Origin of the sequence: Aminobacter sp. MDW-2 (genome assembly GCF_014250155.1) — a bacterium.
In the GTDB taxonomy this organism is placed as follows: domain Bacteria; phylum Pseudomonadota; class Alphaproteobacteria; order Rhizobiales; family Rhizobiaceae; genus Aminobacter; species Aminobacter ciceronei.
In genome coordinates this window covers 1120387-1136478 of the sequence record NZ_CP060197.1, presented here as the reverse complement: position 1 = coordinate 1136478, position 16092 = coordinate 1120387, and the positions used below count along the sequence as shown (strand labels likewise).

The 16092-nt window shown below is 63.3% G+C and carries 15 protein-coding genes; 6 read left to right on the top strand and 9 right to left on the bottom strand.

Features of this window, described 5'->3' with window-relative positions:
- Window positions 1-14: 14 nt before the first annotated feature.
- The 4 genes from H5P29_RS05505 to mdh form a co-directional block, all read right to left on the bottom strand.
- Window positions 15-3005, bottom strand: coding sequence for a 2-oxoglutarate dehydrogenase E1 component (locus H5P29_RS05505; RefSeq protein ID WP_154386748.1), 2991 nt, complete (start codon window positions 3003-3005; stop codon window positions 15-17).
- A 116-nt stretch (window positions 3006-3121) separates the two neighbouring features.
- Complete coding sequence (gene sucD, locus H5P29_RS05500) at window positions 3122-4018, bottom strand: succinate--CoA ligase subunit alpha (RefSeq protein WP_115730175.1); 897 nt, start codon at window positions 4016-4018, stop codon at window positions 3122-3124.
- Window positions 4019-4022: 4 nt separating this feature from the next.
- The gene (gene sucC, locus H5P29_RS05495; RefSeq protein ID WP_154386749.1) at window positions 4023-5219 is read right to left on the bottom strand and encodes an ADP-forming succinate--CoA ligase subunit beta; all 1197 of its coding nucleotides are present in this window, start codon (window positions 5217-5219) and stop codon (window positions 4023-4025) included.
- A 12-nt stretch (window positions 5220-5231) separates the two neighbouring features.
- On the bottom strand, window positions 5232-6200 hold the full coding sequence (mdh, locus tag H5P29_RS05490; protein WP_115730173.1) for a malate dehydrogenase: 969 nt from the start codon (window positions 6198-6200) through the stop codon (window positions 5232-5234).
- Window positions 6201-6429: 229 nt separating this feature from the next.
- On the opposite strand from mdh, the gene H5P29_RS05485 reads away from it, so the two are divergent.
- A complete protein-coding gene (locus H5P29_RS05485) occupies window positions 6430-6876 on the top strand; it encodes a GNAT family N-acetyltransferase (protein WP_067956076.1) in 447 nt (148 codons plus the stop codon).
- Between the two features lie 764 nt (window positions 6877-7640).
- Here the strand turns inward: H5P29_RS05485 and acnA are convergent.
- Window positions 7641-10331 (bottom strand): aconitate hydratase AcnA, encoded by a 2691-nt coding sequence (gene acnA / locus H5P29_RS05480; RefSeq protein ID WP_067956075.1) that lies wholly within the window; start codon window positions 10329-10331, stop codon window positions 7641-7643.
- Between the two features lie 284 nt (window positions 10332-10615).
- Between acnA and ccmA the strand changes: the two genes are divergently transcribed.
- From ccmA to H5P29_RS05455, 5 genes are all read left to right on the top strand, one after another.
- Entirely contained in the window at window positions 10616-11227 is a 612-nt protein-coding gene (ccmA, locus tag H5P29_RS05475; RefSeq protein ID WP_154386751.1) for a heme ABC exporter ATP-binding protein CcmA, read from the top strand.
- A 57-nt stretch (window positions 11228-11284) separates the two neighbouring features.
- Complete coding sequence (gene ccmB, locus H5P29_RS05470) at window positions 11285-11950, top strand: heme exporter protein CcmB (protein WP_067956070.1); 666 nt, start codon at window positions 11285-11287, stop codon at window positions 11948-11950.
- Between the two features lie 120 nt (window positions 11951-12070).
- On the top strand, window positions 12071-12235 hold the full coding sequence (ccmD, locus tag H5P29_RS05465) for a heme exporter protein CcmD (protein WP_067956069.1): 165 nt from the start codon (window positions 12071-12073) through the stop codon (window positions 12233-12235).
- Window positions 12232-12810 carry a DsbE family thiol:disulfide interchange protein gene (locus H5P29_RS05460; protein WP_154386752.1) on the top strand — a complete coding sequence of 193 codons (579 nt, stop codon included), beginning with the start codon at window positions 12232-12234 and terminating at the stop codon, window positions 12808-12810. Before ccmD ends, H5P29_RS05460 begins: the two co-directional genes overlap by 4 nt.
- Window positions 12811-12933: 123 nt before the next feature.
- Window positions 12934-13824: a bile acid:sodium symporter family protein gene (locus H5P29_RS05455; protein WP_154386753.1), complete on the top strand. Its 891-nt coding sequence runs from the start codon at window positions 12934-12936 to the stop codon at window positions 13822-13824.
- 121 nt (window positions 13825-13945) lie between these two features.
- Here H5P29_RS05455 and H5P29_RS05450 read toward each other — a convergent pair whose 3' ends face one another.
- The 4 genes from H5P29_RS05450 to H5P29_RS05435 form a co-directional block, all read right to left on the bottom strand.
- Complete coding sequence (locus H5P29_RS05450; RefSeq protein ID WP_154386754.1) at window positions 13946-14113, bottom strand: hypothetical protein; 168 nt, start codon at window positions 14111-14113, stop codon at window positions 13946-13948.
- 131 nt (window positions 14114-14244) lie between these two features.
- A complete protein-coding gene (locus H5P29_RS05445; RefSeq protein ID WP_154386755.1) occupies window positions 14245-14778 on the bottom strand; it encodes an NADPH-dependent FMN reductase in 534 nt (177 codons plus the stop codon).
- A gap of 41 nt (window positions 14779-14819) precedes the next feature.
- Entirely contained in the window at window positions 14820-15434 is a 615-nt protein-coding gene (locus H5P29_RS05440; protein ID WP_154386756.1) for a pyridoxamine 5'-phosphate oxidase family protein, read from the bottom strand.
- Window positions 15435-15443: 9 nt separating this feature from the next.
- On the bottom strand, window positions 15444-16091 hold the full coding sequence (locus H5P29_RS05435) for a septation protein A (protein ID WP_067956052.1): 648 nt from the start codon (window positions 16089-16091) through the stop codon (window positions 15444-15446).
- Window position 16092 lies beyond the last annotated feature (1 nt).

The window sequence follows — 16092 nt, the reverse complement described above, 5'->3', positions numbered from 1 at the left end:
TGTCCGTTCTTTGTTTATTCGCCGAGGGCGTCGTCGAGGAATGCCTGGAGCTGCGCCAGGTGCTTGGACATCAGGCCCGTCGCCGGGGAGGCGGCAGCCGGACGGCCGGTGTAGCGCACGCGCTGGTGCTTGGCGTCGATATGGGCGAGCACCCATTCCAGATACGGGTCGATGAACGACCACGCGCCCATGTTCTTGGGCTCTTCCTGGCACCACACCATCTCCGCGTTGCGGAAGCGGCTGAGTTCGGTGATCAGCGCCTTGGCCGGGAACGGATAGAGCTGCTCGACGCGCAACAGGTAGATGTCGTCGATGCCGCGCTTCTCGCGCTCCTCGTAAAGGTCGTAATAGACCTTGCCAGTGCACAGCACGACGCGGCGGATCTTCGAATCCTTGACCAGCTTGATCGGCTGATCGCCGAGATACTGGGCGTCGTCCCACAACAGACGGTGGAACGAGCTCTCGCCCGAGATCTCCGACAGCGAAGACACGGCACGCTTGTGGCGCAGCAGCGACTTCGGCGTCATCAGGATCAGCGGCTTGCGGAAGTCGCGCTTCAGCTGCCGGCGCAGGATGTGGAAGTAGTTGGCCGGCGTGGTGACGTTGGCCACCTGCATGTTGTCTTCGGCGCAGAGCTGCAGGAAGCGCTCCAGGCGCGCCGAGGAGTGCTCCGGGCCCTGGCCTTCATAGCCGTGCGGCAGGAGGCAGACGAGGCCCGACATGCGCAGCCACTTGCGTTCGCCAGACGAGATGAACTGGTCGAACACCACCTGGGCGCCGTTGGCGAAGTCGCCGAACTGCGCTTCCCACAGCGTCAGCGCCTTGGGCTCGGCGAGCGAGTAGCCATATTCGAAGCCGAGCACGGCCTCTTCCGAGAGCATCGAGTTGATCACCTCGTAGCCGGCCTGTGCCGCCGACAGGTTGTTGAGCGGGATGTAGCGGTTTTCGTCACGCTGGTCGTAGAGCACGGTGTGGCGCTGCGAGAAGGTGCCGCGCTCGGAATCCTGCCCCGACAGACGGATCGGATTGCCGTCGAGCAGGATCGAGCCGAACGCCAGTGATTCCGCCGTTGCCCAGTCGATGCCTTCGCCCGATTCGATCGCCTGGCGGCGGTTTTCGAGGAAGCGGCCGATGGTGCGATGGACCTCGAAGTCCTTCGGCACTTCGGTCAGCTTCTTGCCGATTTCCTTCAGCGTCTTGACCGGCACCGCGGTCTTGCCGCGGCGCTGTTCGTCCTGGTTGTCGGCCGTGCGCATGCCCGACCAGGCGCCGTCAAGCCAGTCGGCCTTGTTGGGCTTGTAGGCCTGGCCCGCCTCGAACTCGGCTTCGAGGAAGCCGCGCCAGTCGGCGCGCATCTTGTCGAGCTCGGCCTGGTTCATCAGGCCTTCGGCCATCAGCTTGTCGGCATAGGTCTGCACCGTGGTCTTATGGGTGCGGATGTTGCGATACATGATCGGCTGCGTGAACGCAGGCTCGTCGCCTTCATTGTGGCCGAAGCGGCGGTAGCAGAACATGTCCACGACGACCGGCTTGTGGAACTTCATGCGGAACTCGGTCGCGACCTTGGCCGCGAACACCACCGCTTCCGGATCGTCGCCATTGACGTGGAAGATCGGCGCTTCGATCATCTTGGCAACATCGGACGGATAGGGCGACGAGCGCGAGAAGCGCGGGTTCGTCGTGAAGCCGATCTGGTTGTTGATGATGAAATGCAGCGTGCCGGCGACGCGATGGCCGCGCAGGCCCGACAGGCCAAGGATTTCGGCGATCACGCCCTGGCCGGCGAATGCAGCATCACCGTGCAGCAAAAGCGGCATCACCTTGGCGCGCTCTTCCTGCGGCACGATCTCGCCACGGGCGCGGCCGAACAGCTGGTCCTGCTTGGCACGGGCCTTGCCCATCACCACGGGATCGACGATCTCGAGATGCGAGGGGTTGGCGGTCAAGGACAGGTGGACCTTGTTGCCGTCGAACTCGCGGTCAGACGAGGCACCGAGATGGTACTTCACGTCGCCCGAACCCTCGACGTCGTCAGGCGCGTAGGAGCCGCCCTTGAACTCGTGGAACACGGCGCGATGCGGCTTGGCCATGACGTTGGTCAAAACGTTGAGGCGGCCGCGGTGGGCCATGCCGAGCACGACTTCCTTGAGGCCGAGCGAACCGCCGCGCTTGACGATCTGCTCCAGCGCCGGGATCAGCGACTCGCCGCCGTCGAGACCGAAGCGCTTGGTGCCCTTGTACTTGACGTCGATGAACTGCTCGAAGCCCTCGGCCTCGATCAGCTTCGACAGGATCGCCTTCTTGCCCTCGGGCGTGAACTCGATCGCCTTGTCCGGTCCCTCGATACGGGCCTGGATCCAGGCCTTCTCCTCGGGGTCGGAGATGTGCATGAACTCGACGCCGAGCGTCGAGCAATAGGTGCGCTTCAGGATCTCGAGCATCTCGCGGATGGTCGCGTATTCGAGGCCCAGCACATGGTCGATGAAGATCGGCCGGTCATAGTCGGCGGCGGTGAAGCCATAGGCCTCCGGCGACAGCTCGTTGTAGTCCTCGAGCGGCTTGGCGATGCCAAGCGGGTCGAGATTGGCGTGCAAATGGCCGCGCATGCGGTAGGCGCGGATCATCATGATGGCGCGGACGGAATCGCGCGTCGCCTGCAGCACGTCGGCCTTGGACGGCTCGGCGCCGGTTGTGGCGACCGCCTTGTCCTTGACCTTCTTCTCGATCAGCTTCTCGACCATGCCCCAGTTGCCGTCGAGCGCGGACACCAGTTCGCCATTGGCCTGCAGCGGCCAGCTCGGCGTCGACCACGAAGCGCCCTTGGCGTTCTTGCGGATGTCGCCGGCGTCGTCCTTCAGCGCGCCGAAGAAGTCGCGCCACTCCTGGTCGACCGCTTCAGGGTCGTCGAGATAGGCGGCGTGCAGCGCCTCGATGTAGTCGGCATTGCCGCCATAGAGGAACGAAGTGAGGGAAAATTGGTCGTTGGCCTGATCGGATCGTGCCATCTTTGTCCTGCGGAGCCTCTGGCCCCGTCTCCTGTTTCAAAAGGGAGTAGGGGAGTAAGGCAGCAGGGCATCAGGTTCGATAACCTTGCTGCCCCATTGCCTACTCCCCTATTGCCTTAGCCCTTGATCGCCTCGACCAGTGTGGTGCCGAGACGTGCCGGCGACGGCGACACGCGGATGCCCGCTGCCTCCATCGCCGCGATCTTGTCTTCCGCGCCGCCCTTGCCGCCGGAGATCACAGCACCCGCATGGCCCATTGTGCGGCCTTCCGGTGCGGTGCGTCCGGCGATGAAGCCGGCCATCGGCTTCTTGCGGCCGCGCTTGGCTTCGTCGATGAGGAACTGCGCTGCGTCCTCCTCGGCCGAGCCGCCAATTTCGCCGATCATGATGATCGACTTGGTCTCGTCGTCGGCCAGGAACATCTCGAGCATGTCGATGAATTCCGTGCCCTTGACCGGGTCGCCGCCGATACCGACTGCCGTCGACTGGCCGAGACCGGCATTGGTGGTCTGGAACACCGCTTCATAGGTAAGCGTTCCAGAGCGCGAGACAACGCCGACCGAACCCTTGCGGAAGATGTTGCCCGGCATGATGCCGATCTTGCACTCGTCCGGCGTCACGATGCCGGGGCAGTTCGGGCCGATCAGGCGCGACTTGGAGCGGTCGAGGCGCGCCTTGACCTTGATCATGTCGGTGACCGGGATGCCCTCGGTGATGCAGACGATCAGTGGGATCTCGGCGTCGATCGCCTCGATAATCGCAGCCGCAGCACCTGCCGGCGGGACATAGACCACGGACGCATTGGCGCCGGTCTTTTCCTTGCCTTCGGCAACCGTCGAGAAGATCGGCAGCGGCACGGAGCCGTCCCACTTCTCGCCGCCCTTCTTGGGGTGGATGCCGCCGACCATCTTGGTGCCATGATAGGCCAGCGCCTGCTCGGTGTGGAACGAACCGGTGTTACCGGTCAGGCCCTGCACCAGGATCTTGGTGTTCTTGTCGATGAGAATGGACATTGGCTCAGTTTCCCTTCACCGCAGCGACGATCTTCTTCGCCGCGTCGTCGAGGTCGTCGGCCGAGATGACGTTCAGCCCGCTCTCGTTGATGATCTTCTTGCCCAGCTCGACATTGGTGCCTTCGAGGCGCACCACCAGCGGAACCTTGAGGCCGACTTCCTTGACCGCGGCGATCACGCCCTCGGCGATGACGTCGCACTTCATGATGCCGCCGAAGATGTTGACCAGGATGCCTTCGACAGCCGGATCGGCAGTGATGATCTTGAACGCCGCCGTCACCTTCTCCTTGGAGGCACCGCCGCCGACGTCGAGGAAGTTGGCGGGCTCCGCACCGTAGAGCTTGATGATGTCCATCGTGGCCATCGCCAGGCCGGCGCCGTTGACCATACAGCCGATGTTGCCGTCGAGCGCGACATAAGCGAGGTCGTATTTCGACGCCTCGATCTCCTTGGCGTCCTCTTCGGTGGTGTCGCGCAGCTCGAGCACGTCGGCGTGGCGGAACAGCGCGTTGTTGTCGAACGACACCTTGGCGTCGAGCACGCGCAGGCGGCCATTCTTCATGACGATCAGCGGGTTGACCTCGAGCAGGCTCATGTCCTTCTCGACAAACGCCTTGTAGAGGATCGGGAACAGGCTCTCGCCGTCCTTTGCCGCCTCACCCGAAAGCTTCAGCGCCGAGTTCAGCGCCTTGAGGTCGTCAGATGTCACGCCCTTTTCCGGGTCGATCGCAACGGTGATGATCTTCTCCGGCGTGTCGTGGGCGACAGCCTCGATGTCCATGCCGCCTTCGGTCGAAACGACGAAGGCGATACGGCCGACCGAGCGGTCGACCAGGATTGACAGATACAGCTCGCGGTCGATGTCGGCGCCGTCCTCGATGTAGAGGCGGTTGACCTGCTTGCCGGCCGGGCCGGTCTGCTTGGTCACCAGCGTGTTGCCGAGCATTTCCTTGGCAAACGCGACGACTTCCTCGACCGACTTGGCGAGGCGCACGCCACCCTTGGCATCAGCCGGCAGTTCCTTGAACTTGCCCTTGCCGCGGCCGCCGGCGTGGATCTGGCTCTTCACGACGTAGAGCGGGCCCGGCAGCGCCTTGGCGGCAGCTTCGGCTTCCTCGATCTTGAACACCGGCACGCCGTCAGCGACGGGAGCACCGAAACCCTTGAGCAATTGCTTGCCCTGATACTCGTGGATGTTCATGCCCGTTGTCCCTTACTTCTTGGCGAGGTTCGGCGCGATGGCGACGCAGGCCTCGCACAGACCCTTCACCGCTTCGACCGACTTCTCGAACATCTTCTGCTCGGCCTTGTTGAAGTCGAGCTCGATGATGCGCTCGACGCCACCGGCGCCGATCACCACGGGAACGCCGACATACATGTCCTTGACGCCATACTGGCCCGACAGGTGCGTCGCGCAGGGCAGCACGCGCTTCTTGTCCTTGAGATAGGCTTCGGCCATCTGGATCGCCGACGAGGCCGGCGCATAATAGGCCGAGCCGGTCTTGAGCAGGCCGACGATCTCGCCGCCGCCCTTGCGGGTGCGCTCGACGATGGCGTCGAGCTTGTCCTGGCTGGTCCAGCCCATCTTGACCAGGTCCGGCAGCGGAATGCCGGCAACGGTCGAATAGCGCACCATCGGCACCATGTCGTCGCCGTGGCCGCCCAGCGTCATCGCCGAGACGTCTTCGACCGAAACCTTGAACTCTTCCGACAGGAAGTAGCGGAAACGCGCCGAGTCGAGCACGCCGGCCATGCCGACGACATGGCTCTTCGGCAGGCCCGAGAACTTCTGCAACGCCCACACCATGGCGTCGAGCGGGTTGGTGATGCAGATGACGAAGGCCTTCGGGGCATACTTCTTGATGCCGGCGCCGACCTGTTCCATGACCTTGAGGTTGATGCCGAGCAGGTCGTCGCGGCTCATGCCGGGCTTGCGCGGCACGCCGGCGGTGACGATGCAGACGTCGGCACCCTCGATGCCGGCATAGTCGTTGACGCCGGTGTAGCGCGAGTCGAAGCCGTCGACCGTCGAGGATTGCGCGATATCGAGACCTTTACCCTGCGGGATGCCTTCGGCAATATCGAACATGACCACGTCGCCGAGGTCCTTGAGGCCAACCATATGGGCGAGCGTGCCGCCAATCATGCCGGAGCCGATGAGGGCTATCTTGTTGCGTGCCATGAAGGAATTTCCCTTTGCCTGTAACGACGCCGTGGCGGCGGGGTGGATTAGGTTTGGGCCAGAGAGGCCGCGGAAATGCAGCCAGAAATAGCGGCTCGCAATAGCTCCATGGCCAAAAAAATTCAACCGATTATTTTGACCTCAACTTTTTCAATCGGTTAGAAACAACGGGATTTACGTAAACGTCAAAGTTTTGTGACGACTTTACGAAGAAATGGTGAAGAGTACGATGCCTCCCATCGAGATCCGCAGACTCGGTCCTGGCGACGAACGCCTGCTCGACACCGTCGCCGCAGACGTCTTCGACGAGCCGGTCGACCCGCTCCGCCTGAAGGCCTGCCTCGCCTCCCCGGGCCATCTGCTCTTCGTCGCCCTCGATGATGGCCAGGTTGTGGCGCAGGCAGCCGGCATGATCCACCACCACGTCGACAAGCCGTCGGAACTCTATGTCGACGAAGTCGGCGTCTCGCCCGCCTGGCAGCGCCGCGGCATCGCCAACCTGCTGATGGACGCGCTGTTCAACGCCGGCCGCGAAGCCGGCTGCGAAGAAGCCTGGCTCGGCACCGAACCCGACAACCTCCCCGCCCGCGCCCTCTATGACGGGCGCAAGGAGCCGGCCGAGCCGGTGGGGAGCTTTGTGATGTATCTCTACGATCTTGGGGAAGGATCGAAATAAGTGGAGCGTCGATGACGGCCTGACCTTCGTTTTGGCGGGGCCTACGGAAGAGAGCGGGATAGGATCCTCACGCCTTCACGCTCCGGCGATGCCGCTGGCCTGGTTTCCATCGTCTCGTTCCTTCGCACCCCCCTCTGCCCTGCCGGGCATCTCCCCCACAAGGAGGGAGACTAGTCTCTCCGCTGCCGGCGCTCATTCTGCAAGATTGCTGGAAATGCTCTTGCAACGTCAATGGTAAGGCAAGGCGCGGATGAAGGCATGATCTCCCTCCTTGTGGGGGAGATGGCCGGCAGGCCAGAGGGGGGTGCGAAGGATCATGACGCCGAAGATTAAGCTTCATAGGCACCACGATCAGGCTCAGCCGCCGCTCTGGGCGCGCAACCGTCATCTGCTGCATCGGGAATGCAAAGACGTAGTACCATGGGACAAGTCGCCGATCCCGCGCATGGGACCCTTGCACTACGGGGCGACGGCAGGCCGCACAGAGCGGCACATAGGGAACGCTGAGAAGGGTCAGAGACACGCGGCATGGCCCGATGCTGCCCGCCGCGATGAAGGCCAAGACCGCTGCGACCGGCCGTCGAACACGATCCAGCCCCTGAACATCCAGAAACTGCAGCCGATCGCGTCGCCGACCCATCTGGCGGCCAAGTGGCTCCTGCCCGGCGCCCCTGGACCGGGAATACGTCTATTGCAAACAGCACCTGCAAAAAACCGCCGGAGCTTTCGCCCCGGCGGTGTTTCACATGAATCGCTGCGAAAACTTACGCGGCGAGGTCGCGCAGAACGTACTGCAGGATGCCGCCGTTCTTGAAGTAGTCGAGCTCATCAAGGGTATCGATGCGGCAGAGGATCGGAACGTCCTTCACCGAACCGTCGGCGAAGGTGATCTTGGCCACCATCTTCTGGCGCGGCTTGATCGTCTCGAGGCCGTCGATCGTCACCTGCTCGTCGCCCTTGAGGCCGAGCGTCTTCCAGCTGGTGCCCTCTTCGAAGGTGAAGGGGATCACGCCCATGCCGACCAGGTTCGAGCGGTGGATACGTTCGAAGGACTGGGCGATGACGGCGCGGACGCCGAGCAGGTTGGTGCCCTTGGCAGCCCAGTCGCGCGACGAGCCGTTGCCGTACTCGACGCCGGCGAAAATCACCAGTGGCGTACCTTCGCTGCGATACTGCATGGCGGCATCGTAGATCGGCATCTCTTCCTTGGACGGATAGTGGAAGGTGTAGCCACCCTCGCGACCGTTCTCGCCCAGCATGTGGTTGCGGATGCGGATGTTGGCAAACGTGCCGCGCATCATCACTTCGTGGTTGCCACGACGCGTGCCGTACTGGTTGAAGTCGGCAACGCCGACGCCGTTGTCGGTCAGGTACTTGCCGGCAGGTGAAGCCGCCTTGATGGAACCAGCCGGCGAGATGTGGTCGGTGGTGATCTTGTCGCCGAACAGGCCGAGCACGCGCGCGCCCTGGATCTTGCCGATCTGGCCCGGCTTCGAGCCCATGCCGACGAAGTAAGGCGGGTTCTGCACATAGGTCGACTTGTCGTCCCAGGCATAGGTCTGGCCTTCCGGCGCCTTGACGTTCTGCCAGTTCTCGTCGCCCTTGAAGACGTCGGCATATTTGCGGGCAAACAGCTCGCGGGTGACGTTTTCGGCGATGAACTGCTCGATCTCGACATTGGTCGGCCAGATGTCCTTCAGGAACACCGGCTTGCCGTCACGGTCCTCGCCGATCGGCTCGGAGGTCAGGTCCAGGGTCACAGTGCCGGCGAGCGCGTAAGCGACCACCAACGGCGGCGAGGCCAGGTAGTTGGCCTGCACGTCGGGCGACACGCGGCCTTCGAAGTTGCGGTTGCCCGAGAGCACGGCCGCGCCAATCAGGCCCTTGTCGTTGATGGTCTTGGAGATCGGCGCCGGCAGCGGGCCGGAGTTGCCGATGCAGGTCGTGCAGCCGAAGCCGACGAGGTTGAAGCCGATCTGGTCGAGCTCCTTCTGCAGGCCCGACTTCTCGAGATACTCGGCAACCACCTGCGAACCGGGAGCCAGCGAGGTCTTCACCCACGGCTTCTGCTTGAGGCCGATGCGGTTGGCATTGCGGGCCAGAAGGCCGGCGCCGATCAGCACGCTCGGGTTCGAGGTGTTGGTGCAGGAGGTGATCGCAGCGATCACCACGTCGCCATGGCCGAGGTCGAACTTTTCACCCTCGACCGCATAACGCTTGGCGGTGTCGACGGTTTTCTTGTACTCGGCTTCGAGCGCGGTCGCGAAGCCCGAGGCGATGCCTTCGAGCGGGATGCGGCCTTCGGGACGCTTCGGGCCGGCCATCGATGGAACGACTGACGCCATGTCGAGCTCGAGCAGGTCGGTGAAGACAGGATCGGCCGACGAAGCGTCGCGCCACATGCCCTGCGCCTTGGAGAACTCCTCGACCAGTGCAATGCGGTTTTCGGCGCGGCCCGACATGTTGAGATAGCGAATGGTCTCGGAATCGACCGGGAAGAAGCCGCAGGTCGCGCCATATTCCGGCGCCATGTTGCCGATGGTGGCACGGTCGGCCAGCGTCATGTTGCTGAGACCGGGGCCGAAGAACTCGACGAACTTGCCGACGACGCCCTTCTTGCGCAGCATCTGGGTGACGGTCAGCACCAGGTCGGTGGCGGTGACGCCTTCCTTGAGCTTGCCGGTCAGGCGGAAGCCGATGACCTCGGGCAGAAGCATCGAGACCGGCTGGCCGAGCATCGCGGCCTCAGCCTCGATGCCGCCGACGCCCCAGCCCAGCACGCCCAGGCCATTGACCATGGTGGTGTGCGAGTCGGTGCCGACGCAGGTGTCGGGATAGGCGGTCGTCACGCCGTCCTCGGTGTTGGTCCAGACCGTCTGGGCGAGGTATTCGAGGTTGACCTGGTGGCAGATGCCGGTGCCGGGCGGCACGACGCGGAAGTTGCGGAACGCCTGCTGGCCCCACTTCAGGAACTTGTAGCGCTCTTCATTGCGCTCATATTCGAGCTCGACATTGCGGGCAAAGGCCAGCGGGGTGCCGAATTCGTCGACGATGACCGAGTGGTCGATGACGAGGTCGACCGGAACCAGCGGATTGATCTTCTCAGGGTCGCCGCCCAGGGTCTTGATACCGTCACGCATGGCGGCAAGGTCGACGACGGCCGGAACGCCGGTGAAGTCCTGCATCAGCACGCGGGCCGGGCGGTAGGCGATCTCGACGCCGGCGGTGCCCTTGTCGACAAGCCAGCCGGCAACCGCCTGGATGGCGTCCTTGGTGACGGTGCGGCCGTCTTCGTTGCGCAGCAGGTTTTCCAGCAGCACCTTCATCGAATAGGGCAGCTGCGAGATGCCGGTCAGGCCGTTCTTTTCGGCCTCGATGAGGCTGTAATAGACATAGTCCGTGCCTGCAGCGGTGAGCGTGCGGCGGCAATTGAAACTGTCGAGTGATTTGGACACGTGCGATCCATCCTTGTCTGTTCAGCCTGAAAGGGAACGGACTCCGATGGGCATGCAATCACGCGCAAAGGTGCGGGTACGGCCATTTCCGCTGTCCGGTCCCAAGCAACCCGAGCCGTTCAAGGCGGCGCGTGCGCTGGTTCGGCGCAAATTCTGTTTCCATGCCGACCGCTGGCATGGTCGAGTGGCATATAGAGAATTTATTGGAATAGTTCTAGACGGAGATTCGCCTATTTTGCTGCGACGCAAAGCGGCAGCGAGATGGTTTCGGCGACGGGGGAAGAATGCGGCTGATCGCCGAAAATCTCAGCGGTGAACGGGGTGGCGAGCCGGTTTTCGAAGACATCGGCTTCACGCTGGAGAACGGCGAGGCGCTGATCGTCACCGGCCCCAACGGTTCGGGCAAGTCGACCCTGCTGCGCGTCATCGCCGGGCTTTTGCCGCATGCATCGGGACGAATCGGCATCGAGGGCGGCGGCGAGGAGTTTCCGACCGTTGCCGCAGCCTGCCACTATCTCGGTCATCAGAACGCAATGAAGGCCGCATTGACGGTTCGCGAGAATCTCAAATTCTGGCAAAGCTTTGCGGGCAGTGGAAAGCTGGGCATTGCTGACGCCCTGGACGATGTCGGCCTCGGCGGCCTCAGCCACCTGCCCTTCGGCTACCTCTCCACCGGCCAGAAGCGCCGTGCCGCGATCGCCAAGCTGCTCATCAGCCACCGCCCGGTCTGGCTGCTCGACGAGCCGACTGCAGGTCTCGACAAGGCGTCCGACGCGCGCTTGGCAGGGCTGATGCGGGATCATTGCGCGGCGGGCGGAATCGTCGTCGCCGCGACCCATCTGCCGCTTGGGCTGGAGGGGGTGAAGGCGCTGGAGATGGGGCGGGTGCATGTCTGAAAACGCTGCCCTTCTTCCCACCCCCCTCTCCGAACAGATCAACGGAAGGCAGCTCCCATGCTAGCCCTCTACCTTCGCGACCTACGCATGGGCGTCCGCGCCGGCGGTGGCGCCTTGACGGGCGTGCTGTTTTTCCTCGCCGTCATCGTCACCATCCCCTTCGGCGTCGGGCCCGATCTCAACCTGCTTGCCCGCATCGGCCCGGCAATTCTCTGGATCGGCGCGCTGCTGGCCAGCCTGCTCGGCCTCGACCGGCTGTTCCAGGCCGACCGCGAGGACGGCTCGCTCGATCTTCTGGTGCTCAATGCCGACCGCCACATGCTGGCGCTGACGGTGCTGGTCAAATGCCTGGCGCACTGGACAGCAAGCGTGTTGCCTCTGGTTATCGCAGCCCCCCTGCTTGGCCTGTTCATGAACATGGAGCTCATCGGCATCGGGGCCGCGGCACTCACCTTGCTCGTCGGCACGCCGGCCATCGTCTTCATCGGCGCGACGGGTGCCGCCGTCACCGTCGCCCTGCCGCGGGGCGGGCTGCTGATCTCGGTGCTGGTGCTGCCGCTGGTCATCCCGGTGCTGATCTTCGGCGTCACAGCAAGCTACGGTGCTGTCAACGACCCCGACCCGTTCACCCCGCCGTTCCTGATTCTTTGCGCATTGACGATGTTCCTCGCCGTCATCGGCCCATTGGCGGCGGCGGTTGCGCTTCGCTCGGGCACCGACTGATCACGTTTCCTTCAACCGCAACGGTGCGGCGCGGCGTCCGATTGCGCAGCGGCAGCCTCGCCGCTAAGTGAATGACATGCTCGGAAACAGCGACATGACCACGTCTTGCCAGGGTGCCCGATGAGCGCGCATGCCCTCTATGTCACCGCGGCATATGCCGTTTCGGCGATTGCCATCGTCGGACTGGTGCTGTGGATTCTTGCCGACCAGCGCGCGCGCAAGCGCGAGATGGCCGAACTTGAGGCCGCCGGCCATCGCCGTCGCTCGGACAAGGCCAAGGCATGAGCACAGACAGCCAGAAGCCGACGGCGCGGCCTCGCAGGCTTATGGTTCTGCTGCCGCTGCTGATTTTCATGGGCCTCGCCGGCCTGTTTCTGGCGCAGCTGCTGTCCGGCCGCGACCTCACCGCGGTGCCCTCGGCGCTGATCGGCCAGATGGCGCCAGAGACAGACCTGCCGCCGCTCGAAGGCATGCAGGTTCCCGGGCTGAACTCAGCCGACTTCGCCGGCAAGGTCACGCTGGTCAATGTCTGGGCGTCGTGGTGCGCGCCATGCCGCGAGGAACACCCGGTGCTGCTCGAACTGTCGAAGGACCAGCGCTTTTCCATCGCCGGCTTGAACTACAAGGACAAGCCCGAGAATGCCCGTCGTTTTCTCGGCGACCTCGGCAGCCCCTACAAGGCGATCGGCGTCGACCAGAACGGCCGCACGGCGATCGACTGGGGTGTCTATGGCGTGCCGGAGACCTTCCTTCTGGGCAAGGACGGCAAGGTTGCCTTCAAGCATGTCGGACCGCTGTCGCCGGAGGCGGTAAGCACGACACTCATGCCCGAAATCGAGAAGGCACTGGCGGCGCAATAGACCGGATCGGGGCCGGCTCGCGCACCACGTGCGAATCATCAAGATTTCAACTACGTTTTCATACAACCGCTGGGGAGAGGCGCGCCGTGAGGGCGCGACCGGTGGCTGTTGGGGGAGACGTCAATGCAAGACAGTTCCGCGCTCATCATTTTTCTGCCGCTCGCGCTCGGCGTCATCATGCTCGGCCTCGGCCTGTCGCTGACGACGGAGGATTTTCGCAACGTCCTGCAAAAGCCCAAGGCGGTGATCGTGGCGCTGTTCTGCCAGACCGTCATCCTGCCGCTTGCGTGTCTCGGCCTGGTCTACGTCTTCGGCCTCGAACCGGCATTGGCTGTGGGCATGATGCTTTTGGCGGCAAGCCCCGGCGGCACCTCAGCCAATCTCTACAGCCACCTGGCCGACGGCGACGTGGCGCTCAACATCACGCTGACGGCGATCAATTCGGCGCTGTCGATCGTGACGCTGCCGCTGATCGTCAACTGGTCGCTGATGCATTTCATGTCGGGCGACCATGCGATCCCGCTGCAATTCGCCAAGGTGATGCAGGTGTTCGTCATCGTGCTCGGCCCCGTGCTGATCGGCATGTGGCTGCGCAGCCGCTTCCCTGATTTCGCCGAACGCATGGCGCGGCCGGTGAAGATCTTCTCGATGCTGTTCCTGTTCGCCGTGGTTGCCGTGGCGCTCGTGCAGGAGTGGGAAACGCTCAAGGCCTGGGGACCGATCGTCGGCCTGGCAGCCCTTGCCTTCAACCTCGTCAGCCTCGGCGTCGGCTATTTCGTGCCCCGCGCCGCCGGCGTCGAAAAACGGCAGGCCACCGCGATCGGCATGGAGATCGGCATCCACAACGGCACGCTGGCAATCGCCATCGCGCTGAGCCCGCTGCTGCTCAACAACGCGACAATGGCGGTTCCGGCAGCGATCTACGGGCTGATCGCCTTCATCACCGCAGCGATCTTCGGCTACTGGCTGAAGCGGTCGCATGGCCGCGCGACTGCGACGATGCCGGTGCACTGAGGCCGCCGCGTGGCCCACGATGCTGCAAACGAAAAAGGCGCTTGCGGCATCCCTTGAGGGTGCCCCTGGCGCCTTGTCGCAACGGCCGGTCAAAAGCCGGCCGGACATTTCTCGCTAGGAATCAGCCGTAGACCTGCTTGTAGGCCTGGAACAGCATCTCGCTGCGGTCGGCGCGCATATCGGCCAGGTCGCGGCTCGAGAAGCCGTCGATTTCGGCAACGAGGCGCTTGTACTGCTTGCGCTTGGCGGCGCTCTGGCGCGCGCGGGTCAGAAGGTTGTCGAACAACATCTTGCGTTCCTTTCGTCTGCCGCCCGATGCGGCTTGAACCGACCTCCCTGATCGATCCGAACATGACATAGGAACCGTTGCGCTGCAAAATAAGATGCTGCAACGCAGCAATGCACGGCGCGCATAACGAGTTAACGAGTGCAAACAAAACTGGAAAACGCCGCCAACCTGTCCCGCATCAATGCAATGCTAGCCGCGTCAGCAAGGATCTCGTCAATCTCCTGCGGTCTCTTGCCGAGCAGCGTAATGGTCAGGTCTTGCCCGTCAAAAAGGTCGAAGGACATTGTTTTCATGATCTCGGCAAGGGCAGCGCGGGCAAATTGCGACCGCGGCGAGGCATGAACCTGCATCGCCGGCTTGCCGACGACGGCGTCACGTGAAACCAGCCAGTCCAGCGCATTCTTCAGTCCGCCCGGCACCCCATGGGCGTATTCAGGACAAGAGACGATCACTCCGTCGGCTCGCGTAACGGCAGCGATGAGCGCCGTCACCTCCTGCGGTGTGCGTTCACCCTCGTCATCGGGATTGAAAATCGGCAGGTGGCCAAGCCCGTCATGGACGCTGACATGGCATCCCGGTGGCGCATTGCGCGCCAGGGCGACAACAAGCGCAGTGTTGGTAGAGGCAGCCCGCTGGCTGCCGGAAAGGGCGAGAATATTGATCAAGGCAAGGCCGCCAGCGTCGGACGATTCGTGTCCGGCGAAAGCTACCACATGCTCTTGCGATAGGACTCGTCCAGCGAGCGGTCGAGCGTCTCGGCATTGTCGGCGAGCACCAGCTGGTCGCGGAGGATCTGGCCGAGCGTAGGCAGGCTGGTGCGGTCGGGCCATGTGCCTGATACCCACAGCTCGGAACGCATGAACGCCTTGGCGCAATGCATGTAGACAGCCTTGATCGCAACCACCATGACGGTGACCGGCAGCTTGCCTTCGGCGGCGAGCCGTTCGCACAACGCCGGATCGGCGGTCAGGCGCGCATCGCCATTGATACGCAGTGTCTCGTTCATGCCCGGTATCAGGAACAGCAGGCCGACAGCGGGATTGACGATGACGTTTTCCAGCGTGTCGAGCCTGTTGTTGCCGGGCCGGTCGGGAATGGCGATGGTGACATCGTCGAGTATGGCGACGAAACCCGGCTTGTCGCCCTTGGGCGTGACGTCGGCGTTGCCCTTGTCGTCGGACGAACCGATCAGCACGAACGGGCTGCGCGCCAGGAAGCCCTTGGCGTGATGGTCGAGGCGGCGGAGCTCCTTGCGCACGGCGCCATCACCCGGCGCGCGATAATGTTGACGCAACGCCTCGCGGTCGGTGATGAACTCCATGATGCCCTCTTACTTATGGTCTTCCAACGAATGGCGCATGATGAGCGGCATCTGGCTGAAAGTGAAGAGCAAGGTTATAGGCATGATGCCCCAGACCTTGAAAGCCACCCAGGTGTCGGTCGTAAAGGACCGCCAAACAACCTCGTTGACCAGAGCAAGAAACAGGAAGAACAGGCCCCAGCGGAAGGTCAGCTTGCGCCAGCCTTCGGCATCGAGGCGAAAGGCCGATGCAAAGACATAGCCAAGCAACGACTTGCCGAAGACAAGGCCACCCAGTAGCACGACACCGAAAAGCGAATTGATGATCGTTGGCTTCATCTTGATGAAGATGTCGTTCTGCAGATAGAGCGTCAGCGCGCCGAATATGAAGACAACGACGCCCGAGACCAGTGGCATGATCGGCAGCGAGCGGGTCAGCAGCCAGGAAGCCGCCAGCGCAACCGCCGTGGCAACCATGAAGAGGCCTGTGGCGACGAAGATCGGCTTGCCAAGCTCTGCCAGTATCGGGAAGTGCGACGCCAGCCACTCGCCGCGCGCGTTGGCGAAGAAGAACACGACCAGCGGCCCGAGCTCCAGCGCCAGCTTGAGCAGCGGGCTGACGTCTTCCTTCTTGGTTTTCGGGTCCGACGGATCGCGTTCGAGGATAGGTGCATTCATG

Coding starts and splice junctions, on each gene's coding strand:
- H5P29_RS05505 (WP_154386748.1), bottom strand. CDS start 3,005: ATGGCACGATCCGATCAGGCCAACGACCAATTTTCCCTCACTTCGTTC.
- sucD (WP_115730175.1), bottom strand. CDS start 4,018: ATGTCCATTCTCATCGACAAGAACACCAAGATCCTGGTGCAGGGCCTG.
- sucC (WP_154386749.1), bottom strand. CDS start 5,219: ATGAACATCCACGAGTATCAGGGCAAGCAATTGCTCAAGGGTTTCGGT.
- mdh (WP_115730173.1), bottom strand. CDS start 6,200: ATGGCACGCAACAAGATAGCCCTCATCGGCTCCGGCATGATTGGCGGC.
- H5P29_RS05485 (WP_067956076.1), top strand. CDS start 6,430: ATGCCTCCCATCGAGATCCGCAGACTCGGTCCTGGCGACGAACGCCTG.
- ccmA (WP_154386751.1), top strand. CDS start 10,616: ATGCGGCTGATCGCCGAAAATCTCAGCGGTGAACGGGGTGGCGAGCCG.
- ccmB (WP_067956070.1), top strand. CDS start 11,285: ATGCTAGCCCTCTACCTTCGCGACCTACGCATGGGCGTCCGCGCCGGC.
- ccmD (WP_067956069.1), top strand. CDS start 12,071: ATGAGCGCGCATGCCCTCTATGTCACCGCGGCATATGCCGTTTCGGCG.
- H5P29_RS05460 (WP_154386752.1), top strand. CDS start 12,232: ATGAGCACAGACAGCCAGAAGCCGACGGCGCGGCCTCGCAGGCTTATG.
- H5P29_RS05455 (WP_154386753.1), top strand. CDS start 12,934: ATGCAAGACAGTTCCGCGCTCATCATTTTTCTGCCGCTCGCGCTCGGC.
- H5P29_RS05450 (WP_154386754.1), bottom strand. CDS start 14,113: ATGTTGTTCGACAACCTTCTGACCCGCGCGCGCCAGAGCGCCGCCAAG.
- H5P29_RS05440 (WP_154386756.1), bottom strand. CDS start 15,434: ATGGAGTTCATCACCGACCGCGAGGCGTTGCGTCAACATTATCGCGCG.
- H5P29_RS05435 (WP_067956052.1), bottom strand. CDS start 16,091: ATGAATGCACCTATCCTCGAACGCGATCCGTCGGACCCGAAAACCAAG.